This is a genomic window from Nocardia sp. NPDC056611 (assembly GCF_042792755.1).
Lineage (GTDB): Bacteria > Actinomycetota > Actinomycetes > Mycobacteriales > Mycobacteriaceae > Nocardia.
Map to the genome: position 1 here is coordinate 298,978 of NZ_JBHTVV010000003.1, position 21,992 is coordinate 320,969.

General features: G+C 68.4%; 20 protein-coding genes, 1 tRNA gene and 1 pseudogene. 15 read left to right on the forward strand and 7 right to left on the reverse strand.

Annotated features, from left to right (window positions below; translation table 11 throughout):
• The first annotated feature begins 14 nt into the window (after positions 1-14).
• Complete coding sequence (locus tag ACFRAQ_RS17940) at positions 15-599, forward strand: TetR/AcrR family transcriptional regulator (RefSeq protein ID WP_379100826.1); 585 nt, start codon at positions 15-17, stop codon at positions 597-599.
• Positions 571-1,308 (forward strand): ubiquinone/menaquinone biosynthesis methyltransferase, encoded by a 738-nt coding sequence (locus ACFRAQ_RS17945; RefSeq protein ID WP_379100828.1) that lies wholly within the window; start codon positions 571-573, stop codon positions 1,306-1,308. Before ACFRAQ_RS17940 ends, ACFRAQ_RS17945 begins: the two co-directional genes overlap by 29 nt.
• A gap of 84 nt (positions 1,309-1,392) precedes the next feature.
• On the opposite strand, the gene ACFRAQ_RS17950 is transcribed toward ACFRAQ_RS17945, so the two are convergent.
• Positions 1,393-2,259 carry an IclR family transcriptional regulator gene (locus ACFRAQ_RS17950; protein WP_379100831.1) on the reverse strand — a complete coding sequence of 289 codons (867 nt, stop codon included), beginning with the start codon at positions 2,257-2,259 and terminating at the stop codon, positions 1,393-1,395.
• Positions 2,260-2,491: 232 nt separating this feature from the next.
• On the opposite strand from ACFRAQ_RS17950, the gene ACFRAQ_RS17955 reads away from it, so the two are divergent.
• The gene (locus tag ACFRAQ_RS17955) at positions 2,492-2,926 is read left to right on the forward strand and encodes a YdeI/OmpD-associated family protein (RefSeq protein WP_379100834.1); all 435 of its coding nucleotides are present in this window, start codon (positions 2,492-2,494) and stop codon (positions 2,924-2,926) included.
• A 146-nt stretch (positions 2,927-3,072) separates the two neighbouring features.
• Here the strand turns inward: ACFRAQ_RS17955 and ACFRAQ_RS17960 are convergent, their stop codons facing one another.
• The gene (locus ACFRAQ_RS17960; protein WP_379100836.1) at positions 3,073-3,975 is read right to left on the reverse strand and encodes a LysR family transcriptional regulator; all 903 of its coding nucleotides are present in this window, start codon (positions 3,973-3,975) and stop codon (positions 3,073-3,075) included.
• Positions 3,976-4,106: 131 nt separating this feature from the next.
• Here ACFRAQ_RS17960 and ACFRAQ_RS17965 point away from each other — a divergent pair, with 131 nt between their 5' ends.
• The 4 genes from ACFRAQ_RS17965 (at position 4,107) to ACFRAQ_RS17980 (ending at position 7,292) form a co-directional block, all read left to right on the forward strand.
• Positions 4,107-4,418 (forward strand): EthD family reductase, encoded by a 312-nt coding sequence (locus ACFRAQ_RS17965; RefSeq protein WP_379100839.1) that lies wholly within the window; start codon positions 4,107-4,109, stop codon positions 4,416-4,418.
• 184 nt (positions 4,419-4,602) lie between these two features.
• Positions 4,603-5,001: a DUF4870 domain-containing protein gene (locus ACFRAQ_RS17970; protein ID WP_379100842.1), complete on the forward strand. Its 399-nt coding sequence runs from the start codon at positions 4,603-4,605 to the stop codon at positions 4,999-5,001.
• A 168-nt stretch (positions 5,002-5,169) separates the two neighbouring features.
• Positions 5,170-5,781: a transglutaminase family protein gene (locus tag ACFRAQ_RS17975; protein ID WP_379100844.1), complete on the forward strand. Its 612-nt coding sequence runs from the start codon at positions 5,170-5,172 to the stop codon at positions 5,779-5,781.
• Between the two features lie 92 nt (positions 5,782-5,873).
• Positions 5,874-7,292 (forward strand): serine/threonine-protein kinase, encoded by a 1,419-nt coding sequence (locus ACFRAQ_RS17980; RefSeq protein ID WP_379100847.1) that lies wholly within the window; start codon positions 5,874-5,876, stop codon positions 7,290-7,292.
• 8 nt (positions 7,293-7,300) lie between these two features.
• Here the strand turns inward: ACFRAQ_RS17980 and ACFRAQ_RS17985 are convergent.
• The 5 genes and pseudogenes from ACFRAQ_RS17985 to ACFRAQ_RS18005 form a co-directional block, all read right to left on the reverse strand.
• A tRNA-Lys gene (locus ACFRAQ_RS17985) sits at positions 7,301-7,376 on the reverse strand.
• Between the two features lie 108 nt (positions 7,377-7,484).
• Positions 7,485-9,296, reverse strand: coding sequence for an acetyl/propionyl/methylcrotonyl-CoA carboxylase subunit alpha (locus tag ACFRAQ_RS17990; protein ID WP_379102139.1), 1,812 nt, complete (start codon positions 9,294-9,296; stop codon positions 7,485-7,487).
• Between the two features lie 816 nt (positions 9,297-10,112).
• Positions 10,113-10,640 (reverse strand): annotated as a pseudogene (locus ACFRAQ_RS17995) (FAD-dependent oxidoreductase); the annotation flags it as partial.
• Between the two features lie 53 nt (positions 10,641-10,693).
• Positions 10,694-12,151 (reverse strand): purine-cytosine permease family protein, encoded by a 1,458-nt coding sequence (locus ACFRAQ_RS18000; RefSeq protein WP_379100850.1) that lies wholly within the window; start codon positions 12,149-12,151, stop codon positions 10,694-10,696.
• Positions 12,152-12,376: 225 nt separating this feature from the next.
• On the reverse strand, positions 12,377-12,808 hold the full coding sequence (locus tag ACFRAQ_RS18005; RefSeq protein WP_379100852.1) for a MarR family winged helix-turn-helix transcriptional regulator: 432 nt from the start codon (positions 12,806-12,808) through the stop codon (positions 12,377-12,379).
• A gap of 134 nt (positions 12,809-12,942) precedes the next feature.
• On the opposite strand from ACFRAQ_RS18005, the gene ACFRAQ_RS18010 reads away from it, so the two are divergent.
• The 8 genes from ACFRAQ_RS18010 to ACFRAQ_RS18045 all read left to right on the forward strand — a co-directional run bounded on the left by ACFRAQ_RS18010 (position 12,943) and on the right by ACFRAQ_RS18045 (position 21,940).
• Complete coding sequence (locus ACFRAQ_RS18010) at positions 12,943-14,016, forward strand: alkene reductase (protein WP_379100855.1); 1,074 nt, start codon at positions 12,943-12,945, stop codon at positions 14,014-14,016.
• A 164-nt stretch (positions 14,017-14,180) separates the two neighbouring features.
• On the forward strand, positions 14,181-15,104 hold the full coding sequence (locus tag ACFRAQ_RS18015) for a zinc-binding dehydrogenase (protein WP_379100858.1): 924 nt from the start codon (positions 14,181-14,183) through the stop codon (positions 15,102-15,104).
• Between the two features lie 158 nt (positions 15,105-15,262).
• On the forward strand, positions 15,263-16,579 hold the full coding sequence (locus tag ACFRAQ_RS18020; RefSeq protein ID WP_357284315.1) for an FAD-dependent oxidoreductase: 1,317 nt from the start codon (positions 15,263-15,265) through the stop codon (positions 16,577-16,579).
• A 2-nt stretch (positions 16,580-16,581) separates the two neighbouring features.
• The gene (locus ACFRAQ_RS18025) at positions 16,582-17,445 is read left to right on the forward strand and encodes an alpha/beta fold hydrolase (protein ID WP_379100862.1); all 864 of its coding nucleotides are present in this window, start codon (positions 16,582-16,584) and stop codon (positions 17,443-17,445) included.
• Complete coding sequence (locus ACFRAQ_RS18030) at positions 17,442-18,974, forward strand: aspartate aminotransferase family protein (RefSeq protein ID WP_379100865.1); 1,533 nt, start codon at positions 17,442-17,444, stop codon at positions 18,972-18,974. The genes ACFRAQ_RS18025 and ACFRAQ_RS18030 overlap by 4 nt, the downstream gene beginning before the upstream one ends.
• Before the next feature lie 23 nt (positions 18,975-18,997).
• The gene (locus tag ACFRAQ_RS18035) at positions 18,998-20,512 is read left to right on the forward strand and encodes an FAD-binding oxidoreductase (RefSeq protein ID WP_379100868.1); all 1,515 of its coding nucleotides are present in this window, start codon (positions 18,998-19,000) and stop codon (positions 20,510-20,512) included.
• A 31-nt stretch (positions 20,513-20,543) separates the two neighbouring features.
• Positions 20,544-21,071: an ester cyclase gene (locus ACFRAQ_RS18040; RefSeq protein WP_379100870.1), complete on the forward strand. Its 528-nt coding sequence runs from the start codon at positions 20,544-20,546 to the stop codon at positions 21,069-21,071.
• Between the two features lie 92 nt (positions 21,072-21,163).
• A complete protein-coding gene (locus ACFRAQ_RS18045; RefSeq protein ID WP_379100873.1) occupies positions 21,164-21,940 on the forward strand; it encodes a thioesterase II family protein in 777 nt (258 codons plus the stop codon).
• Positions 21,941-21,992 lie beyond the last annotated feature (52 nt).

The window sequence follows — 21,992 nt, forward strand, 5'->3', positions numbered from 1 at the left end:
AGGTGGATCACGGCATGGGTGCGCTGCGCACACCGCGCGAGACTTGGATCGACGCCGGGTTGAGCGCCTTGGCCACCGGGGGCGTCGATGCGGTGCGCGTCGAGGCCCTCGCCAAGGCGCTCGGGGTGACCAAGGGCGGGTTCTACGGCTACTTCGCCGATCGGGAGGCGCTGCTGACGGCGATGCTCGACACCTGGGAGCACGAAGCGGTCGACAATGTGCTCGAGGAGGTCGAGCGGGCCGACGGCAGCGTTCTCGACAAGGCCCGGTTGGCCGGTCGCCTCACCTTCTCGGATGGCAGGTTGCTTCCCATCGACCTGGCCGTGCGTGACTGGGCCCGCCGCGACGCCGCTGTCGCCGAACGCCTACGCCGAGTGGACAATCGGCGCATGGACCTACTGCGTGACGCGATCGGCACCGTCTGCTCCGATCCCGCCGAGATCGAGGCTCGCAGCCTCCTCGCCTTCTGCGCGGCCATCGGCAGCCATTTCCTCGCCGCCGACCACCCCGGCCGGACTCGTGAAGAGGTCATCGCGCGAGCGGGAGATCTGATCCTGGCACGGTCGACGGGTGAGCGCCCCGACGGCGCGGGTGCGTGAGATGGCCATCGATGAGGTGCCCCAGGGCAAAAGTGTTGCGGTGCACGGGATCTTCCAGGGAATCGCCGAGTACTACGATCGGATGAACCGGGTCATGACCCTCGGCCGTCATCGCCGGTGGTGTCGTGAGGTCGCCGAGCTCGCCGCACCGGCCGCGGGCGGGAGCCTGCTCGATCTCGCCACCGGCACAGGCGTGATCGCACTGGAGGCCGCCCGCGCCTATCCCACCGTCACCGTCACCGGCGCCGACTTCTCCGAGCGGATGCTGGAGCGCGCCAAGACCAAGCCGGGGGCCGACGCCGTCCACTGGCAGCTCGCCGACGCCGCCGACCTGCCCTTCGGCGACGAATCGTTCGATGCGATCACCGAGGGCTATCTGCTCCGCAACGTCGAAGACCTCGAAGTCGTACTGCGCGAACAACATCGGGTGCTCCGGCCCGGCGGTCGCATCGTCATCCTCGAGACCTGCCCGCCCAGCGGTCCGGCGAAGCCGATCGTGGAGTGGGGATTGCGCACAATCGTGCCGCTGCTCGGGCAGGTGGTCTCCGGCGACCGCTCGTCGTACACCTATCTCGAATCCAGTACCCGCGCTTTCGAATCCCCCGGTCAGGTCGCGGATCTGCTGATTCGACTGGGTTTTCGAGACATAAGCTGGCGCAAGAAGTTCTTCGGAACCAACGTCATCATGTGGGCCACCAAGGCGCGCTAACCCGTCGGCGGCACACCGGTGTGTCTGCTGTGTACTGCGCTGCGAAGCACAAGGATCGGCCGCGCCGGTCCGCGGCACTCCGTGTCATTCGGTGACTCGGGTGGGGCCGGGCAGGAGGGGCCAGGTGTATCCGATACCTGACCGGAGCCGCAGATAGGTCGGCAGGATGGTCGCCGGGTTCGGGGTGCGCCCGACGACGTCGCGCAGGTCGCGGCCGAGGCCGTCGGCCGATTTCGACAGTGCGGCACGCATGTCGGCGGTCGTCACCGAGGTGGTGCAGCCGGTGATGCCCACCACGCCGGTGAGCCGGCCGGTGTCGTCGCGCAACGCGACCGCGGCGCAGCGGTATCCGAGCGCGACCTGTTCCTGTTCCTCGGTGTATCCCGTGTCGTAGGCCTGCTTCAGCAGGTCGCCCATGGTGTGGGGGTCGGTCACCGATTGCGGTGTCATCGGACTCCAACCCGTGGACAGCACCTGGTCGGCGCGTTCGGGGGCGTGTGCGAACTGCAGCCGTCCGGAGGCGAACAGCACCGCGCTGTTGCCGAACAGTTCCAGGTTGGGCCACCAGCCGCGCTGCATGGCGGCCGCGTAGCGCGGCCCGAAGGCGGCGCCGACCGTCACCAGATTGTCGTCGTGCACGGTCGCGTACCAGGCGATCTCGCCGCGGGAGAGATAGTGCAACTCTTGCAGATACGGTTGCACGGTCATCGGCATCCGCTGCTGGTAGGCCGACTGCAGCCCCTGGTTCATCAGCCGTGATCCGGCCCAGTACCCGTCCTCGGTGCGGATCAGCATGCCCCGGGCGACCAGGTCGTTGGCGATCCGCCGGACGGTGGGTTTCGGTATCCCGGTCCGCCGGGTGAGCTCGTGCAGCGGCAAAGGCGCCGGCGCGTCGGCGACGGTATCGAGGATCGCCACCACTCGCCCGACCACCGTGTGGTCATCGGTCATCCGCCGACTCCTCCCGGGTACGCGCCGACCACCGATCCGACTGTCGCACAGCCTGTCCCCGTTCTCCAGCGAAACAGCGCATCCGTATGGCCGCACGGCCGCACGGGACGGCGCGGCGCGAGCCGCGCCGGTTCCGGCCGCGGCGATGATCCTGGTGTAGGAAATGGGAGCGGCTATCGGAGCCGGGCGGGCCGGATTCGTGGTGAGCCCGCAGAACCACAGGAGAAGGAACATGAAGTTTCGGGCCATCGTCGAGCCACCGGAGCCCATGCGAGGCTTGGAAGTTCCGCCCGAGGTGGTGGAGGCGCTCGGCGGGGGCGCCCGGCCGCCGGTGACGATCACGCTCAACGGACACTCCTGGAAGAGCCGAGTAGCCATCCTGCGCGGCCGCAACCTCCTCGGCCTCAGCAACGCCAACCGGCAGGCCGCGGGCGTCGAGATCGGCGAAGAGGTCGAGGTCGGCCTGGAACTCGACACCGAGCCGCGCGTCATCGTCGAGCCCGAGGACTTCACCCAAGCCCTCGACGCCGACCCCACAGCCCGCGCCGCCTACGACAACCTCTCCCACAGCCGCAAACGAGAGCATGTCCACGCCATCGAGAGCGCCAAGAAGCCCGAAACCCGCCAACGCCGCATCGAGAAGGCCATCGCCGCCTTGCGGGGCTGAACCCGAGGGGCGAATCAGCGTGCCGCGAGCCCGTTCGGTGCCGAATTGACCTGCGCGCCAAGGTGCGGAGTGTCAGCGGTTCTCGGCGTGCCGACCTAGTTGGGCCTCGCCACCGCCGACGTCCGTCTCGCGTGACCTGCCGCGCGTCAGTCCGGCAGCCAGTGCAGCTCGTGTGCCAGGGTTTTGGCGACGGTACGGATGCGGCTGTGCAGTGGTGACTGCTCGCGCGGGAGGACCAGGTGGATCGTCAAGGTGGGTGCGCCCTGCAGCGGTCGCCACGTGAGACCGGCCGGTATTGTCGTGACCGCGGCCTCGCCGGCCGGGGCGAGGGTGAGCCCGTCGCGCAGGTCGCGCTGCGACATGTCGAAAGAGACTGCGGGCGTGTGGAATCGGAGGTTCGGCCGGGTGTCGCGGAACAGTGCGGACAGCTGATCGTGGATCACGGGGTTGGCCGTACGGTCGGGGAGGCGTAGCGGATACGCGGCCGCATCGGCGATCTCGATCTCCGGGTGTTCGGCCAGCGGATGATGCTGTGCCAATTGGACCCCGACGCGCATACGCCGCAGCAGGAACCGGCGCACGCCATGTCCCGGCTGTTCACCGCGGGTGATCCCCGCGTCGATGCGGCCGTCGGCGACCGCGGGGGAGATCTCCGGTGTCGCCATCGGGACCGCGCTGACCTCGAGTCCCGGGCTGCTGCGAATGAGCCTGTCCACCAGGGCCGGTACCGTCTCGGCCCCCGCGCTGAGGCTGTATCCGATGCGCAGCGTGCCCAGTTCACCGGCCCCCGCCTTCCGGGCGGTGTCCCAGGCCCGGTCCAGCGCCGCCAGCGCGGGCGGCGCGGACTCCGCCAAAGCCGCACCGGCCGGGGTCAGTACGACGCTACGCGTGTTACGAACCAGCAGGCTCGTACCGAGTTCCGCCTCCAATCGGCGCATCCGGGCACTGAGTGCGGGCTGCGCGATGCCGATCCGTTCGGCCGCGCGCGTGAAGTTCAACTCCTGCGCCAGCACCAGAAAGTACCGCAGGCTCACCGTATCGGGCGCCACATGCCCTCCCTGCCGATTGATAACGATCCGTTCTGAGTCTATCCCGTATCGGTCTTTCCCTCGACCACACATCAAGCCCTAACCTGCGCATATGACGATTCAACCGACCGCGGTAGATGCAGGAGGCAGTCATGCATAGGTTGTTGGTCCTGTATCCCGAGCCCGCCGACCCCGACCACTTCCGCGACTACTACGTGACCAAACACATCCCACTGGTCGGGAATTGGCCCGGCCCGCTTGCGTGGCGCTACAGCTTCGACGTGGCGGCGACCGAGGGAGAATCGCCGTATTTCGCGGTCTTCGAAGCCGACTTCGCTGACGCCGCCGCCATGGCCGCGGCGCGGGCCTCGCAGCACGGCCAGCGGCTGGCCGCCGATGTCGTCAACTACGCCACCGGCGGTGTGGTCGTCATCCACTATCCGGTGCAGGACGCCACCGGCTGAGGCGGGACGGTACGCTCCGGGCCGCAGCAGAAAGCTGATCAGTCCACGTTCACACAGGTGGCTAGCCTGCGCTGAACGTCCGCTCATGCCGCAGGCCGCGCCCCAGCCGTCGTTGGGTCCGTGACCTGCGGGTTCATGGTGAAGTTGGGATCGGTAGGGGGCATGCGCGGCATTTACTTACGCCATGACATTTTCTCAGCCCCCCGCCAACCAGCCGCAGTCCGCCGGACTGGACAAGAAGACCAGCGCGATCCTGTCGTATGCGCTGGGCTGGCTCACCGGAATCATCTTCCTGTTCCTGGGGAAAAACGACCCCGATGTGAAATTCCATGCCTCGCAATCGATCGTCTTCTTCGGAGCGGTCTCCGTCCTCAACTTCGTGCTCAGCATCGTCGGGTCGCTGCTCGGGGCGCTGGGGATCATCTTCAGCCTCGCCGGGCTCGTGGTCGGTCTCCTGGCGCTCATCGTCTGGATCATGGCCATGGTGCAGGCGAACAGCACCGGCGGTGTCCGCGCGCCGCTTCCCATCGTCGGAAAGTTCATCGCCCCCTATGCCGATCGGCTGGCCGGCTCGGTCCAGTAGCGGCGAAGATCAACGGCCCGAGGGGATCTCGGGCCGTTTGGCGTTTCCGGGGAAGGTGCGGGCGGCCGGTGTACGCCCGCCACAACGGCCACGCCGACCTATTCCGGGAACGACTCGACGGTCAGACGGGTGAATAGGACCGTCGCGGGCGCGCTCTAAGGTTTGATCATGTCGTTTTCCCCGGTGTCGTCGTTGGGTCCAGCTGCCTATCTGGCAGGCGATTCGATCGTCGAGGTCGATCACCCGACGGTGCGCGAACTGGGGAATGAGCTTCGATCCGGGGCTGATGGTGAGGCCGAGTTTGCTCGCAGGGCATTCGAATGGGTGCGGGACAACGTCGCGCACTCCTACGACGCCCGCGATTCTCGGGTGACGCTGAGGGCGTCGGAGGTTCTCGAACAGCGGGTCGGGCTGTGTTATGCGAAGTCGCATCTGCTCGCGGCGGTTCTCCGCGGTCAGGGGATTCCCACCGCGCTGTGTTACCAGCGCCTGACCCACGGTGATGGGCACGTCCTCCACGGTCTGGTCGCGGTGTACCTCGACGGCGCCTGGCATCGGCAGGACCCTCGTGGCAATCGGGTCGATATCTCGGCCGAGTTCTCACTGGCCGAGGAACGGCTCGCGTTCCCCGTCGACCCCCGGCTCGGCGAGGTCGACTATCCGGAGTTGTACCGCACCCCGGTCCAATCCATCGTCGGCACATTGTCGAAGGCGACCGACATACTCGCCGTCTATGCCGGGGGGCTGCCCTCGGACCTCGTGCAGGCAAGGGCGATCTGACCGTCCCGGTTGCGGGCGCCCCGGGCGCCCGTGTTCGAGTACGGTTGACTGGTTCCGAATGTTGCTGGGGCACTGAACCGCTGGGGGCCTGCATGTCTGCGCTGGGACGACCGGGCTGGGTTCTCGGCGGCCGCTACCGGTTGATCGAGAAGCTGGGCAGTGGCGGGTTCGGGACCGTGTGGAAAGCGCGCGACGAGCGGTTGCGGGTGGATGTCGCGGTGAAGGAAGTGCTGCTCCCGCAGGCCGAATCGAGTGCGCAGCACGCCGAGCGGGTCGTGCGGGCCGAACGCGAGGCCCGCAATGCCGCCCGGCTGCGCGACCATCCGAATATCGTCGGCGTACTCGACGTCGTCACCGACGGCGGGACGCCCTGGATCGTCATGCGCCTGGTGTCCGGTCGATCCTTGAAGCAGCGCCTCGACAGCGACGGGCCGGTGGACGTCGCGGAAGCCGCCACCGTCGCCACCGCCCTGTTGCAGGCCCTGCGGGCCGCCCATGACGCCGGTGTGGTCCACCGCGATGTCAAACCGGGCAATATCCTGCTCGCCACCGGCGGCGAGGTGCTGCTCACGGATTTCGGAACCGCCCGCCACCACTCCGATCACACGCTGACCGCGAAGGAGACGCTGATCGGTTCGTTCGAGTACATGGCGCCCGAACGCATCGACGGCGACGACACACCCGCCGGTGACCTGTACGCCCTCGGCGTCACGCTCTACCAAGCGGTGGAGGGGGTTTCGCCGTTCCGTCGCGACACCATTCACGGAACCATGAAAGCGGTCATGTTCGGTGCGGTTCCCTCGCCGGTGCGCGCCGGGCAACTCGGCCGGCTCATCACTCGACTGATGGACCGACGGCCGGAGTCACGTCCGTCGATCCCCCACGCACTGGCCATGCTCACGGACCGGAAATCGCAGGATATCGCGCCGAAATCGGAAGTACCCAAGGAGAATTCGCGACCGCCGGGCAACGGCCGCAGGCGTGGGGAGATCGGCCAGTTGCTGGCCCGGGCCCGAGATCATCAGAAGCGCGGCGATATCGGCGAAGCCGAACGGCTACTCCGCCAAGCCGCTTCGATGAACGACACCCTCTCGATGTCCTTCCTGGCCCGACTCCTCGAAAACCGGGGCGCCCGCGCGGAAGCCGAACGCTGGTACCGGCAGGCCGCCGAGCACGGCGATACGCTCTCGATGCTGACCTTGGGCCATATGTGCATGAAGACCGGTGACCTCGGCCAGGCCGCCTACTGGTACCGCCGCTACATCGACAATGGCCACATTCTCGGAAAGGTCCACTTGGCAGCGGTTCACGAGGCCCGAGGCGAGGGCGACCGAGCCGAGGTCCTCTACCGCGAGGTGGAACAAGACGGCGACATGGTCGCGCTGAAAGCCCTGGGCGACCAATGGAAATCCCTCGGGCGCACGGACGCCGCGAAACGCGTCTACCGCAAATCCGCCGAAGCCGGGTACGGCCCGGCGAAGGACGCCCTCGGGAATCCGACCCCGGGTTAGGACTTTTCTGGTGCGCCATCAGGGACTCGAACCCCGAACCCGCTGATTAAGAGTCAGCTGCTCTGCCAATTGAGCTAATGGCGCTTGCTACTTCGTTGCGGGAAGGAACTTTAGCAGGGTGGGGGCTGGAAGTGGAATCGGGTTTCCGGGAGGGGTGACGGCCCCGGCTGGAGTGCCGGGGCCGGGCCGGGGTCAGTTGATTTCGGCTAGGACGGTGCCCTGGGTGATGGCGCTGCCGGGCTCGACGGTGAGGCCGGTGATGGTGCCGGACTTGTGGGCGGTGACCGGGTTCTCCATCTTCATGGCCTCGAGCACCACGACCAGGTCGCCCGCCTCGACGGACTGGCCCTCTTCGACGGCCACCTTGACCACGGTGCCCTGCATCGGGGCGGTCACGGCGTCGCCGGAGGCGGTGCCCGCGCCCGCGCCACCGCGCTTGCGGGGCTTCGGCTTCTTACGCACCGGGGTGGAAGCGGCGGAGGCGGAGAACTGGGCGGGGATCGAGACTTCTACTCGGCGGCCGCTGACCTCGACGACGACCTTGTGACGCGGGCCCTCGTCGTCCTCTTCGATGGCGACGGCACCGGTGTAGGGCTCGATCGGGTTGTCCCATTCGTTCTCGATCCACTTGGTGTAGACGTCGAACTTCTCGCCGTCGCCGATGAACGCGGGGTTCTCGACGATGTGGCGGTGGAACGGGATGACCGTGGCCAAGCCCTCGATGTGGAATTCGGCGAGGGCTCGGGCGGCTCGTTGGAGGGCCTGGTCGCGGGTTTCGCCGGTGACGATGAGTTTGGCGAGCATGGAGTCGAATTGGCCGCCGATGACAGAGCCCTCGACCACGCCGGAGTCGACGCGGACGCCGGGACCGGTCGGTTCGTGGTAGGTGACGACCGGGCCGGGTGCGGGGAGGAAGCCGCGGCCGGCGTCCTCACCGTTGATGCGGAACTCGAAGGAATGGCCGCGCGGGGTCGGGCCCTCGGTCAAGGTCAGGGCGTGGCCTTCGGCGATGCGGAATTGCTGGCGTACCAGGTCGATTCCGGCGGTCTCCTCGGTGACCGGGTGTTCCACCTGGAGGCGGGTGTTGACCTCCAGGAAGGAGACCGTGTCGCCCTGGACGAGGTATTCGACGGTGCCCGCGCCGTAATAGCCCGCCTCGCGGCAGATCTGCTTCGCCGACTCGTGGATCTGGGACCGCACGGAATCGGACAGGAAGGGCGCGGGGGCTTCCTCGACGAGCTTCTGGAAGCGGCGTTGCAGCGAGCAGTCACGGGTACCCGCGACGACGACATTGCCGTGCTGGTCGGCGATGACCTGGGCCTCGACGTGGCGGGCCTTGTCCAGGTACTGCTCCACGAAGCACTCACCACGACCGAACGCCGCGATGGCCTCACGGGTCGCGGACTCGAACAGCTCCGGAATCTCCTCGATGGTGTGCGCGACCTTCATGCCACGACCACCACCACCGAACGCGGCCTTGATGGCCACCGGAACACCGAACTCCTTGGCGAACGCCACGACCTCATCGGCGTCCTTGACCGGGTCCTTGGTACCCGCGGCCATCGGCGCCTTGGCGCGCTCGGCGATGTGGCGCGCGGTGACCTTGTCACCCAGATCCCGGATGGACTGCGGCGACGGACCGATCCAGATCAGTCCGGCGTCGATCACGGCCTGCGCGAAATCGGCGTTCTCGGAAAGGAACCCATAACCGGGGTGGATCGCGTCGGCGCCGGCCTTCGCGGCGGCGTCGAGGATCTTGTCGAACACCAGGTACGACTCGGCCGAGGTCTGTCCACCGAGCGCGAACGCCTCGTCGGCGAGCTTCACGAACGGCGCGTCGGCGTCCGGTTCGGCATACACGGCCACACTGGCGATACCGGCGTCCTTGGCGGCCCGGATCACCCGGACAGCGATCTCGCCGCGGTTGGCTACCAGGACTTTGGTGATTCGCGTGATGGGCACAGCGGATCCTGTCTTCTTGCCGGGTTCGGAGGCGGCCAGCATCTCGTCGCGTTCCACGACCTTGACGCGTTCGCGGCCCTGCGGTTCGCCGAGGGCGCGCTCGTGGGCGTCGAGGCGGTACCAGCCCGCCCAGGTGGTGAACGGGATGCCCTTGCGCTCCAGGAATTCGATGACGGCGTCGGGGTCGGGGTGGGCGGCGGGGGTGAAGGAAGGGGCGTCGTCGAGCAGGCAGGCGATGGTTTCGTTGGCGTCGCCCTTGGTGTGACCGATGAGGCCGACGGGGCCGCGCTTGATCCAGCCGGTGACATAGGTGGCGGCCAGGCCGGGGATGCGGCCCGCGGTGTTGGGGACCGTGCCGCTGTCCTCGTCGAAGGGCAGGCCCGGAACCGGCTGGGAGAGATAGCCGACCGCGCGATAGACGGCCTGGATGTCCCAATCGCGATACACGCCAGTGGGTTTCACGTTGCCAGTGCCGTCGAGTTCGGTGCGTTCGGTGCGCAGGCCGACGACCTTGCCGTCCTGGCCGAGGATCTCCGCAGGGTTCTCGAAGAAGTGCAGGAACAGCTTGTGCGGGCGGTCGCCGACATCGCGAATGGCCCACTGCTCCAGGGTGTTGCAGATCATGTCGACCTGCTTGGAGTTGCGGCGCGCGGCTTCCGAACCCTCGTCGTAGTCGATGTCCTCCGGGTCGACGATGACCTCGATGGTGGGGGAGTGGTCGAGTTCGCGCAGTTCGAGGGGCGTGAACTTGGCCTGGGCGGGACCCCGGCGGCCGAACACGTGCACCTCGAGCGCCTTGTTGGCGGTCAATCCGGCGTAGACGTTCGGCGGAATCTCCGTGGGCAGCAGCTCGTCCCCGGTCTTGGCCAGCACCCGCGCCACATCCAGCGCGACATTGCCGACCCCGAGCACCGCGACCTTCTCCGCCTCCAGCGGCCAGGTCCGCGGCACCTCCGGATGCCCGTCGTACCAGGACACGAAGTCCGCCGCACCGTAGGATCCGTCCAGGTCGATGCCCGGAACATCCAGCGCGCGATCAGCATTCGCCCCGGTGGAGAAGATGACCGCGTCGTAGAACTGACGCAGATCCTCCAGGGTGATGTCGACCCCGTAGTCGATATTGCCCAGCAGCCGCACCTGCTCCTTGTCGAGGACCTTGTGCAAGGCGGTGACGATCCCCTTGATCCGTGGGTGATCCGGCGCGACGCCGTAGCGGATCAACCCGAACGGCGCGGGCATCCGCTCGTAGAGGTCGATGCTCACCCCGGCGAACCCGGCGTGCTCATCGGATTTCATCAACGCGTCGGCGGCGTAGATCCCGGCCGGTCCCGCCCCCACGATCGCAATGCGTAGTGGGCGGGTCGCTGCACTCTGTTCGGTAATCATGGTTCCCTTCACGACTTTTCGGTCACCGACAGGCGCCGCGACCCGCCGGTTGTTCACACGTTGATCTCGGCCGCCGCGATCCGCGAGCGGTAGAGCGTGCGGCTGAGCACCGCGTAGACGGTGGCCGCGACGGCCGGCCCGGCCAGCGCAGACAGATCCGCGCCGCCGAGGGCCGAGGCCACCGGCCCCTCCCACGAGGTGGTGTGGATGCACAGCCCCGCCGAGATGCCGCCGGCGATGATGGCCGTGACACCGGCGAGGTTGAAGCCCGCCGTGTACCACTGCGCGCTGCCGGGGTGTTCGTCGTTGAGCGACACGCCGTCATACCGGTTGCGGCGCAACACGATATCGGTCACGTAGATGGCGACCAGCGGCCCCAGCACCACGACGGTCAGTTCCAGCCACCGGCTCAGGGTCGCGAGGAAGTCCTCGGCGACGAACAGCGCGTAGAAGGTGATCGCGCCGCCGAGCACGCCGTCGATGAACACGGTCTGCGAGCGCCGCATCTTCACGCCGAGTCCCTGCAGGCACAGGCCGGACGAGTAGGTGGTGAGCACGTTGGTGGTGATCGCGCCGACGACGATCACGGCCAGGAACACCGGGTAGAACCACCCGGGCAGGATGCCCTTCAGCGAGGTCTGGGGATCGGTCATGTCGACGCTGGTCCCGGCGATGACGCCGATGACGCCCAGCGCGACGGCCGGCACGAACCCGCCCAGCGCGGTCCACCCCATCACCGCGCGCTTGGACACCGATTCCGGCAGGTAGCGCGCGTAGTCCGCGCCGACGGTCCACGACAGCGGAGCCGACGCGACCAGCGCCACCCCGACCAGCAGCGCCGACCACAGCGAGGAACCCGTGAGCGGCTGCGCGGGAACGTAATCGAACGTGGCGTGGCCGAACACGAAGACGCCCAGCAGCACACAGCACAGCACGAGGGCGGCGGTGAAGAACGGGCTGAGCCGCACGATCGTCGCGTGACCGTAGATGCTGATCGTGAAGGTCGCGACCGCCATGACCGCGACGATCACCAGCTTCACCGGCGTCGACACCGTGACGCCCAGATGCCCGGCCAGCGCGAACGCCGCGAGCGAACCGAACGACAGGTTGATCGCCTCGTAGGAGATGGCGATCAGCCAGTTGAGCCCCGCGCCGAAGAGCCGGTTACCGCGAATGCCGAACATGGAGCGCATGATCACCACGCTGGGCGTCCCCGCCGCCGGGCCGCTGACCGCGAGCGCGCCGACGCCGAGCCAGAACAGGTTGCCCAGCACCACGACCGCCAGCGCCTGCCACAGCGACAGGCCGAGCAGCAGCGCCGTGCCGCCCAGCACGATGTAGATGTAGGCGACATTGGACGCCGCCCAGATGGTGAACAGTTCACGCGGCGTGCCGCGGCGCTCCTGCGGGGGAACGAAGTCGATGCCGCGAACCTCGATGTGCCCGAACGCATCCCCCGATGGTTCCGGTGCTGGTTCCCGGGTTGTGATGTCCTCTTGCTGACTGGTCACCGCGCGCCTCCGAATACCTTGTGCAGCTTCCGTGTTCGACGTGTCCACGACACGTCCGCGGCGAAACTATCGCCGCGAGCGTCATCGCCCGGTCATCGTCGGGACATCAGGAAGCATTCGCGCAGGTCAGAGCGGCGCGCGTGAGATCGTCACGCATTGATCAGGGTGTTTGCCCGCGGGTAGCGTTGGGCCGCAGTGAGTTCGGTGGGTCCGTCGCCGGTGTGGTTACCAGGGCGGGGTGAGTGCTTTGCGAAGAAGGTCGGCCAGTTGCTGTTGTTCGTCGGGGGTCAGATTGGCGACCGCGCGGCGGGGGAAGTCGAAGGAGTCCTCGAACGCGTCGTTGACGGCTTCGCCCTCGGGCGTGCGCTGGATGCGCCGGAAGCGCCGGTCGTCGGGGTCGGGTTGGCGCAGGACCAGGGAGCGGGCCTCGAGCCGGGTGACGATCTGGGTGATGTTGGAGGCGTCACAGCCGAGTTCCTCGGCCAGTTCCCCCATTCCGCGGGGTGTGCCGACCCGGCCGAGCACACAGGCGTGGGCCATGCTCATGCCCTGGTCGCGGGCGGCGTCCTCGAAGGCGTGGTTGTAGGCGTCCACGAATTCGAACATCACGCGCTCGACGTCGGTGGATGTGCTCACGGGACCTGCCGGTACTGCCATGCAGAAAATTCTAAGCCAAGACTTGACGAAGGTACTTGATTGGATAAATCACATGTGCCAGCATGGTGCTTGATCCAATCAAGTAATTGCGCGCACCAGTCCGGCGCGCGACTCGATCCAGCAAGGAGTACAAGGTGAGCACTCTGTTCGAGCAGGTCTCGATCGGTCAGTTGCAGCTGCCGAGCCGTCTGGTGATGGCGCCGATGACCCGCAACCGGGCCACCCTGGATGGGCTCGTCACCGAGCTCACCGCCGAGTACTACACGCAGCGCGCGAGTGCCGGCCTGATCATCAGCGAGAGCATCCAGCCCAGCGTCATCGGCCAGGGCTACTTCCTGACCCCGGGTCTGCACAACGAGGCCCAGACCGAGGCCTGGCGCCAGGTCACCGACGCCGTGCACCAGGCGGGCGGCCGCATCATCGCGCAGCTGACCCACTGCGGCCGCATCGGCCACCCCATGCTGTACCCGGACAACGCGCTGCCGCTGGCCCCGTCCGCGGTGGTCTCCGGTGAGCAGCTGTTCACCCCCAACGGCATGATCGACCACCCGGAGCCCCGGGAGATGACCGCCGAGGACATCACCACCACCATCGCCGACTTCGTGGCCGCCGCGCGCAACGCCATCGCCGCCGGCTTCGACGGTGTCGAGGTCCACGGTGCGAACGGCTATCTGCTGCACCAGTTCCTGGCCGACAACACCAACCTGCGCACCGACAACTACGGCGGCTCGATCGCCAACCGCATCCGCTTCGTCACCGAGGTGGTGGCCGCGGTCGCCGAGGCCATCGGCGCCGACCGCACCGGTATCCGGCTCTCGCCCGGCAACCCGTTCAACCACATCGTCGAGGCCGACCCGGCCCCGCTGTACGTCGAGCTGCTCACCAAGCTGTCCGACCTGGACATCGCCTACGTGCACATCATGGAGGGCGGCGACCGCGAGCTGACCACCAAGCTGCGCGCGGCCTTCTCCAACAGCATCATCCTGAACCCGCACGCCACCCCCGAGGCGTTCCCGGCGTCGGTCGACGCCGCCAAGCAGGCGCTGGAATCCGGTGTGGCGGACGCGGTCGCGCTGGCCACCCTGTGGCTGGCCAACCCCGACCTGGACGCCCGCATCAAGGCCGGCGGCCCGTTCAACACCCCCGACGAGGCCACCTTCTACGGCGGCGACCACGTCGGCTACACCGACTACCCGACCCTGGGCTGAGTGACTCCTGGCCCCGGGACGAGTCGCTCACCGGCCCCGGGCAGCGTCACCCATAACTGAATTCGCAACGGCCGCCCCGATTTCCGATCCCGGCCGGGACGGAATCGGGGCGGCCGTGCGCCCGGACCATGTCCGCCGATCCCCTGAGAAGAGGAGCACTGAAGATGAAGGCACTCGTCCACGACCAGGCCGCCCCGCACATGCTGCGCCTGAGCGACGCGCCCGCCCCGACGCCGGGACCGTCGCAGGCGCTGATCGACGTCGCCGCGTTCTCGTTCAATTTCGGGGAGGTCGCCTTCCGGGTCCCGGACCTGCCGACCGGCACGATTCCGGGCTGGGACGCCGCGGGGACCGTCGTGGTTCCCGCGGCCGACGGCTCGGGTCCGCCCGCGGGCAGCCGCGTGGTGACCTTCGGCTGGGGCGGCGCCTGGGCCGAGCAGCGCGCGGTCGACACCGCGGAACTGGCCCTGGTGCCCGACACGCTGGATCTCGGTGCGACAGCGGCGCTTCCGGTCGCCGCGGTCACCGCCTTGCAGGCGATCCGGCGGCTCGGCGACATCACCGGACGCCGGGTGCTGGTGACCGGCGCGTCCGGTGGCGTCGGCCGGTTCGCGGTGCAGCTCGCGCACCTCGCCGGTGCCGAAGTCGTTGCCTCGGTGGGCAGTCCGGCCCGTGGCGCGGGTCTGGTCGAGCTGGGTGCGACCGAGGTGATCCTCGGTCCCGCGGCCTTGCGCGGCCGGGTCTTCGGCGCGGTCGACAATGTCGGCGGCCAGCAGCTGGCCGACGCCTATCTGCGGCTCGAGACCGGCGGCACGGTGGTGGCGGTCGGCAAGGCCTCGAAGCAGCCGACCCTCATCGATTTCGAGGAGGCCCGCATGCGGGTCGATCGCGCGCGGATCGAGACCTTCGTCATCGGCACCCCGCTCGGCGGCGAGCTCGCCGAACTGGTCGGCCTGGCCGAGCGCGGGCAGCTGGATCTGGCCATCGGCTGGCGCGGCGACTGGACCGACCACCTGCGCGCCGCCGACGCCCTGGTGAGCCGCCGGGTCCCCGGCAAGGCGGTGCTCGACGTGCGCCGCGCGGACTGAGCCAGACCCTCGAAAAGCGGCTCGTACCAGCACTATTCGTGCCCAGTGTCTCGACGATGACCGGTCGGTGAGCCGCCCGTGGATACGTTCACCCCGTGGCCGCGCGCGAACGGGCGGTGAGCCACTGGCACGAGCGGTACGAGCAGAGGAGACAGGCCATGACCACCCGTGGAGAGAACCGCGCCGTCGTATTGGGGGGTGGGCTCGCCGGTTTGTTCGCCACCCGCGTGCTCGCCGAGAAGTACGAGCGGGTAACCCTTGTCGACCGGGACCACCTGACCGGTCCGAACCTGCTGCGGCGCGGCCTGCCGCAGGGCCACCACCTGCACGGTCTGCTCTCGCGCGGCCAGCAGATCGCCGAGGAGCTGTTCCCCGGCCTGACCGACAAGATGGTCGCCGACGGCGCGGCCATCGGCGACGCGTCCAAGGACGTGCGCTGGATCATCAACGGCAAGAAGCTGGTTCAGGTGGACTCGGGCCTGGTCTGCCTGACCGCCAGCCGCCCGTTCTTCGAGGGCCACATCCGTGAGCGGGTGCTGGCGCTGCCGAACGTGGAGCTGGCCGAGCAGTCCGACATCAGCCGCCTCGAGGTGGTCGAGGACGGCAAGCGGATCGCCGGTGTGTGGGTGTTCCCGGAGAACTCGCACGAGACCCTGATCCCCGCCGACCTGGTGGTCGACGCCTCGGGTCGCGGTTCGCGCGCCTCGGTGTGGCTCGACGACCTCGAGTTCGGCCGCGTCGAGGAGGAGAAGCACAAGATCGGCATGGGGTACGCCACCCGGTACTACCGCATCCCGGACGAGGCGTTCGGCGACGACATCTCGATCAACACCGTCGCCTCGGCCGGTGTGCCGCGCGGCTGCATCTGCCAGAAGATCGACGGCGGCCGGGCCATCGTGACCGCCTACGGCATCCTCGGCGACCACCCGCCGACCGATCCCGAGGGCTTCCTGGCCTTCATCAAGACCCTTGCCGCGCCGGACATCTACGAGACGCTGCAGCAGGCGGTGCCGCTCAACGACCCGGTCGCCTACAAGTTCCCCACCAACCTGCGCCGCCACTACCAGCGCATGACCGCCTTCCCGGCCGGCTTCCTGGTGATCGGTGACGCGGTGGCCAGCTTCAACCCCAGCTACGCGCAGGGCATGACGGTCGCCGCCATGGGTTCGGCCGTGCTGCGCAAGCACGTCCAGGCCGACGGTGAGATCGATCCGCTGGCCTACTTCCGCGATCTGGCCGCCGAGGCCATCGACGGCTGCTGGGACATGGCGATCGGCGCCGACCTGAGCTACCCCGAGGTCCAGGGTGAGCGCACCCCGGAGATCCTCGAGGCGCACGCCTTCATCGCCAAGGTCCAGGACGCGGCCGCCCGCGACGGCGACGTGTCGCGTGCCTACCAGCGTGTCATCGGCCTGGCCGATCCCGCCACGGTGCTGCACGAGCCGGCCCTCGAAGCCAAGATCTTCGCGGAGTAGTCATGACCGTGGAACGAATCAGCCTGGGCGAGTTCACCTTCGACGTCGACGTCGCCGGTCCCGCCGACGGCCCGGCCGTGCTCCTGCTGCACGGCTTCCCGCACAGCCGCGAGTCCTGGAACGAGGTGGCGCCCATCCTGCACGAGGCCGGGCTGCGCACCATCGCGCCGGATCAGCGCGGGTACTCCGACGGCGCGCGGCCGGCCGAGGTGGCCGACTACGCGCTGCCGAAACTGGTGGCCGACGCGCTCGGCATCCTGGACGCGCTGGGCGTCGAGTCCGCGCACGTGGTCGGTCACGACTGGGGCGCCGCGGTCGCGTGGTATCTCGGTGCGCGCCACCCGGATCGGGTGCGCAGCCTGGTCGCGCTGGCCATCCCGCACCTCGACGCCTACCAGCACGCCTACCGGGTCGACGAGGAGCAGCAGCACAGCTCGCAATACGTCGAGTTCCTCATGTCGGCCGACTCGGGCGCGCAGTTCCTCGCCGACGACGCCGCCCAGCTGTGGGCGTGGTTCGCCCAGGCGGGGGAGGGTGTGCTGACCCCGGAACAGGTGAGCCGCTACGTCACCAAGCACAGCGACCCGGCCGTGCTCGAAGCGGCGCTGAACTGGTACCGCGCCAACAACCTGCTCGGCGAGCCGTTCGGCTTCGGCCCGGTGACCGTCCCGACGACCTTCGTCTGGAGCGTCACCGACACCGCCGTCAGCAAGCTCGCGGTCACCGAGACCGCCCAGCACGTCACTGGCCCGTACCGGCTGGTCACGCTGGAGAAGACCTCGCACTGGCAGCCGCAGCAGGCGCCGGAAACCGTTGCGGGAGAGATCTTGAACCTGGTGCGCGCCGGAGAGGTCCAGAGCCGATGACCACGATCGAGAACGCACAGGACTACGCCGAACCGTATCTGCTCGGGGTGCTGGCCACGGCCGGGCTCGATGTCGAGTACACCCGCGGTGAGGCCGACACCCTGTACTACCGCAAGGACGGTCAGGAGATCGCTGTCCTCGACTTCGTCGGCGGCTACGGTTCGACGCTGCTCGGGCACAGCAATCCCGAGCTGATCGAGCACGCCCGCGAACTGCTGGCCGGTCAGACGCCGATCCACGCCCAGTTCTCACGCCACTCGTACGCCAATCGCGTGGTGTCCCAGCTGAATTCGATCATCCGGCGCGAGCTGGACGACGACGAGAACTACTTCGCGATCTTCGCCAACAGTGGTGCGGAGGCCATCGAGGCCGCCATGAAGCACGCCGAGTTCGAACGCTTCGCGCGGATCGCCGGGCTGCGGGCCGAACTCGAGGCCAATGTCGAGGCCGCGCGCGCCGCCGTCGCGGACGGGCGGGCGTCGGGCGACATCGAGGCCCTGGTGGCCGCGGCGACCGCGCACAACGACGCGTTGTTCGCGAGCACGCCGCTGTTCCTGAGCCCCGTCGGATCCTTCCACGGCAAGCTCGCGGGCAGCGTCCAGCTCACCTACAACCCGATCTACCGGTCGGTGTTCTCGGCGCTGGCTGCCCAGGCCCGGTTCGTCCCGATGGACCAGCCCGGCGCGCTGGACGAGATCGTCGCCGCCGAGCGGCGCGACCTGCACGACCTGGAGATCGCCGACGGCCGGGTGCGCGTGACGCCGCGGTCGTTCCCGGTGTTCTGCGCCCTGGTGCTGGAACCGATCCTGGGCGAGGGCGGCATCCACGAGGTGCCGGTGGAATTCGCCAAGGACGTCAACCGGGTCGCCGCCGACCTCGGCATCCCGGTGGTCGTCGACGAGATCCAGGCCGGAATGGGCCGGACCGGCGCGTTCCTGTCCAGCAGCCACCTGGGTCTGCGCGGCGACTACTACGCCATGGCCAAGAGCCTGGGCGGCGGTATCGCCAAGGCCGCGGTGCTGCTGGTGCGCGAGTCGCGGTACCTGCGCGACTTCGAGATGATGCACAGCTCGACCTTCGCCAAGGACAGCTTCTCCTGCCTGATGGCGGAGAAGGTGCTCGGCGTGCTCGAGGCGAACGACGGCGAGGTGTATCGCACGGCGGCGCAACGGGGTTCGGAGCTCCTGACCGCACTGCGCGGGCTGCGGGCCGAGTTCCCGACCGTGATCGCGGACGTACGCGGCCGCGGCCTGATGGCCGGCCTCGAGTTCGCGAACCTGGCCGAGGCGGACTCGCAGGTGCTGCGGGAACTCGACGGCAGTGGCTTCTTCGGCTACTACGTCTCGGGTTTCCTGTTGCGCGAGCACAACATTCGCACCTTCCCCACCTCGAGCGCGGTCTACACCCTGCGGTTCGAGCCGTCGGTCCACCTCACCACGTCCGATATCGACCGGCTGATCGTCGCCCTGCGCGACGTGTGCCTCGAGATTCGCGACGCGGAGGGCGCCCGCCTGGCGCCGATCGCCTGAACGGACAGAAGGAGAGACACACCATGATCGACACCTTCGACGTCGAACGGGTGACCCCGGACGACGAGCGCTACGGCGTGCTCGCGGCCAGCTTCAACGGCCGATGGAGTGGCGCGCCCGAGTACGTGCTCCTGCCCAAGACGGCCGACGAGGCCGTGGCGGCGGTGCAGCACGTGCTCGATCGCGGCGTGCGGTTCGCGCTGCAGAGCAGTGGCGCGTGCTACGAGGACCTGATCGTCAACCCGGACATCCAGGTCATCATCAGTGCGTCGCAACTGAATTCGGTCGACTACGACGCCGAGCTGTCCGCGTTCGCGGTGGGCCCCGGCGTCAGCACCGCCGACCTGTACCAGAAGCTGTACGACGGCTGGCAGGTCACCGTCCCGGCCGGGATCGGTCCGCCGGTCGCGCTGGGCGGGCAGATGACCAACGCGGGCTACGGTCCGCTGTCGCGTCAGTTCGGGCATCTCGTCGACTACCTCGAGGCCGTCGAGGTCGTCGTCGCGGACGCCGACGGCAAGGCCCGCAAGGTCGTGGCGACCCGGCGGGCCGACGACCCGAACCGGGGCCTGTGGTGGGCGCACACCGGCGGCGGTGGCGGCACCTACGGGCTGGTTACCAAGTTCTGGCTGCGCGCGCCCGGCGCGACGGGCGCCGAGCCGGCCGACCAGTTGCCCTCGGCTCCACGGGAACTGATCGTCTCCGAGGTCGTCTGGTCCTGGGATCAGCTGACCGAGGACGCGTTCGGCAAGCTGCTCACCACCTTCACCGCCTGGCACGAGAAGCACGCGGGCGTCGACTCGCCGTACGTGAATCTGTTCAGCGCGCTGAAGCCGCGGCACATCTCGGCCGGTGAGTTCCTGATGTCCTCGCAGATCGACGCGGCCACCCCGGACGCCGACCGGCTGCTCGACGAGTTCCTGGCCGCCATGGCCGAGGGCGCCGGCATCACCTACCGGGTCGACGCGCGCAAGCGGGTCGAGTGGATCTCCCACGTCACCGCGTGGGCGGATCTGGGCGGCGACGGCTGGGAAGGCAAGGGGCGCTTCAAGGCCAAGTCGGCCTACCTGCGCACCGCGCTGCCCGCCGACCAGGTGGCGGCGCTGTACCGCAACCTCACCGATCCGGCGTTCGACAACCCCGCCACCCTGGTGGAGATCGCCGGGTACGGCGGTCACGTCAACACCGTCGAGGCCGCGGAAACCGCGTCCCCGCAGCGGGATTCGATCATCAAGATGCTCTACATCGTGATGTGGGCGACGCCGGAGGAGGACGCGGCCCAGCTGGCCTGGCTGCGCCGCTTCTACGCCGACGTCTACGCCGCGACCGGTGGAGTGCCGGGACGGGGCGGCGCCAACGACGGCGCGGTCCTGAACTACACCGACACCGATCCGCTGGACCCAGCGCTGCACACCGCGCCGATTCCGTGGCAGGAGCTGTACTTCGGCGCTGCCCTGCCGCGCCTGCGCGAGATCAAGGCGACGTGGGATCCGCGCGGCCACTTCACCCACGCCCTGGCCGTTCGCGGCGACAACTGACCGCACTACCGGATCACCCTGGAGGCATCCGATGACATCGCTCGAGAAGATCGAGTACTTCGACGACCGCTACCGCAAGGCCCGCGCCGGGCTGGGCGGCGCGCTGCCCGACGCCGACACCATCGGCGACTTCATGGGCGCTTGGTACAAGGCGGTCAACTCCGCCGACATCGACGCGCAGCTGGCCATGTGCACCGACGACATCCTGGTCGAGGACCCGGCCATGTTCGGCCGGTTCAGCAAGGGGCACGACGACTTCCGCCTCTTCGCCCAGATCACCTACAAGGCGTTCCCGGACATGCGGTTCGAGGCCACCGGCGCGCCGCTGGTGTCCCTGGACGGCAACCGCATCGTGGTGCCGTGGCACGGCACGGGCACCCTGTCCGGCGGTATCTCCGGCTGGCCGCCGGAGCACCCGGAGGAGCCGGTCGCGGCCACCGGGCGCACGTTCGATCTGGAGGGCATGGACACCTACGAGTTCCGTGACGGCCTCATCAGCTACTGGCGCATCAGCTACGACAACTTCGAGATGTCGCAGCAGCTGGGCCTGATGGGCTGACACTTCTCCTGATCGGTTCGCGCCGGGCACCGGGTACCCCTTCCCGGCGCCCGGCGCGAAACCGTTCGGTATACGACAAGGGAATTCGTGTGATGGAAAAACGTCTGTCCGGCAACCCTTCTCCGAACGCGTGGATTCGCCGATTCGGTCCGGCGCCCGACGCCCCGCACCGATTGGTTTGCTTTCCGTACGCGGGCGGAGCCGCGAGCTATTTCTTCCAATGGATGCAGGCCCTCGCACCCGAAATCGACGTGCTCGCCGTGCAATATCCCGGCCGCCAGGAACGCCGCACCGAAACGGTCGTCGACGATATCGACCGGCTCGCCGATCACATTGCCGCGGAGTTGCTTCCGTGGCTGGACCGGCCCACCGCGTTCTTCGGGCACAGCATGGGCGCGATCCTCGCCTTCGAGGTCGCGCTGCGACTGGAACGGTCCGGGACCCGGCTCACCGAACTGTTCGTCTCCGGTCGGCGCGCCCCCGCCACCAGCCGCGACGAGCGCACCTACCTGGCCGATGACGCCGAGCTGCTCGACGATGTCGTCCGCCTGGGCGCGACCGACGCCGTCGCGCTCGCCGATCCGGAGATCGCCGCCATGGTGCTACCCGTCATCCGTGGCGACTACCGGGCCATCGAACGCTACCGGTGGACCGACGGGCCCCGGGTGCGCTGCGGGATAACGGCGTTCACCGGGAACATCGACCCCAAGACCACCGTCGCCGAGATGGCCGAATGGCGGACGCACACGCACGGTGGGTTCGAGTTGCGCGAGTTTCGCGGGGGCCATTTCTTCATCAACGAGCATGTCGCCGCGCTGCACGCGGAGATCCGTGAACGGGCCACCGGCACCGCGGTGTGGTCGAAATAACTGAATTACCAACGGATTACCAACCTGTTCCGATCGCACGGCTACGTTGAAA

What these genes read in the sequence shown, in the direction of transcription:
- ACFRAQ_RS17990 (WP_379102139.1), bottom strand. Translation starts at nt 9,296, where the DNA reads ATGCTGGCCGCCTCCGAACCCGGCAAGAAGACAGGATCCGCTGTGCCC.
- ACFRAQ_RS18045 (WP_379100873.1), top strand. Translation starts at nt 21,164, where the DNA reads ATGGAAAAACGTCTGTCCGGCAACCCTTCTCCGAACGCGTGGATTCGC.
- ACFRAQ_RS18005 (WP_379100852.1), bottom strand. Translation starts at nt 12,808, where the DNA reads ATGGCAGTACCGGCAGGTCCCGTGAGCACATCCACCGACGTCGAGCGC.
- ACFRAQ_RS18025 (WP_379100862.1), top strand. Translation starts at nt 16,582, where the DNA reads ATGACCGTGGAACGAATCAGCCTGGGCGAGTTCACCTTCGACGTCGAC.
- ACFRAQ_RS18035 (WP_379100868.1), top strand. Translation starts at nt 18,998, where the DNA reads ATGATCGACACCTTCGACGTCGAACGGGTGACCCCGGACGACGAGCGC.
- ACFRAQ_RS17955 (WP_379100834.1), top strand. Translation starts at nt 2,492, where the DNA reads ATGAAGTTTCGGGCCATCGTCGAGCCACCGGAGCCCATGCGAGGCTTG.
- ACFRAQ_RS18020 (WP_357284315.1), top strand. Translation starts at nt 15,263, where the DNA reads ATGACCACCCGTGGAGAGAACCGCGCCGTCGTATTGGGGGGTGGGCTC.
- ACFRAQ_RS18015 (WP_379100858.1), top strand. Translation starts at nt 14,181, where the DNA reads ATGAAGGCACTCGTCCACGACCAGGCCGCCCCGCACATGCTGCGCCTG.
- ACFRAQ_RS17970 (WP_379100842.1), top strand. Translation starts at nt 4,603, where the DNA reads ATGACATTTTCTCAGCCCCCCGCCAACCAGCCGCAGTCCGCCGGACTG.
- ACFRAQ_RS18030 (WP_379100865.1), top strand. Translation starts at nt 17,442, where the DNA reads ATGACCACGATCGAGAACGCACAGGACTACGCCGAACCGTATCTGCTC.
- ACFRAQ_RS18040 (WP_379100870.1), top strand. Translation starts at nt 20,544, where the DNA reads ATGACATCGCTCGAGAAGATCGAGTACTTCGACGACCGCTACCGCAAG.
- ACFRAQ_RS17965 (WP_379100839.1), top strand. Translation starts at nt 4,107, where the DNA reads ATGCATAGGTTGTTGGTCCTGTATCCCGAGCCCGCCGACCCCGACCAC.
- ACFRAQ_RS17940 (WP_379100826.1), top strand. Translation starts at nt 15, where the DNA reads ATGGGTGCGCTGCGCACACCGCGCGAGACTTGGATCGACGCCGGGTTG.
- ACFRAQ_RS17980 (WP_379100847.1), top strand. Translation starts at nt 5,874, where the DNA reads ATGTCTGCGCTGGGACGACCGGGCTGGGTTCTCGGCGGCCGCTACCGG.
- ACFRAQ_RS17975 (WP_379100844.1), top strand. Translation starts at nt 5,170, where the DNA reads ATGTCGTTTTCCCCGGTGTCGTCGTTGGGTCCAGCTGCCTATCTGGCA.
- ACFRAQ_RS17950 (WP_379100831.1), bottom strand. Translation starts at nt 2,259, where the DNA reads ATGACCGATGACCACACGGTGGTCGGGCGAGTGGTGGCGATCCTCGAT.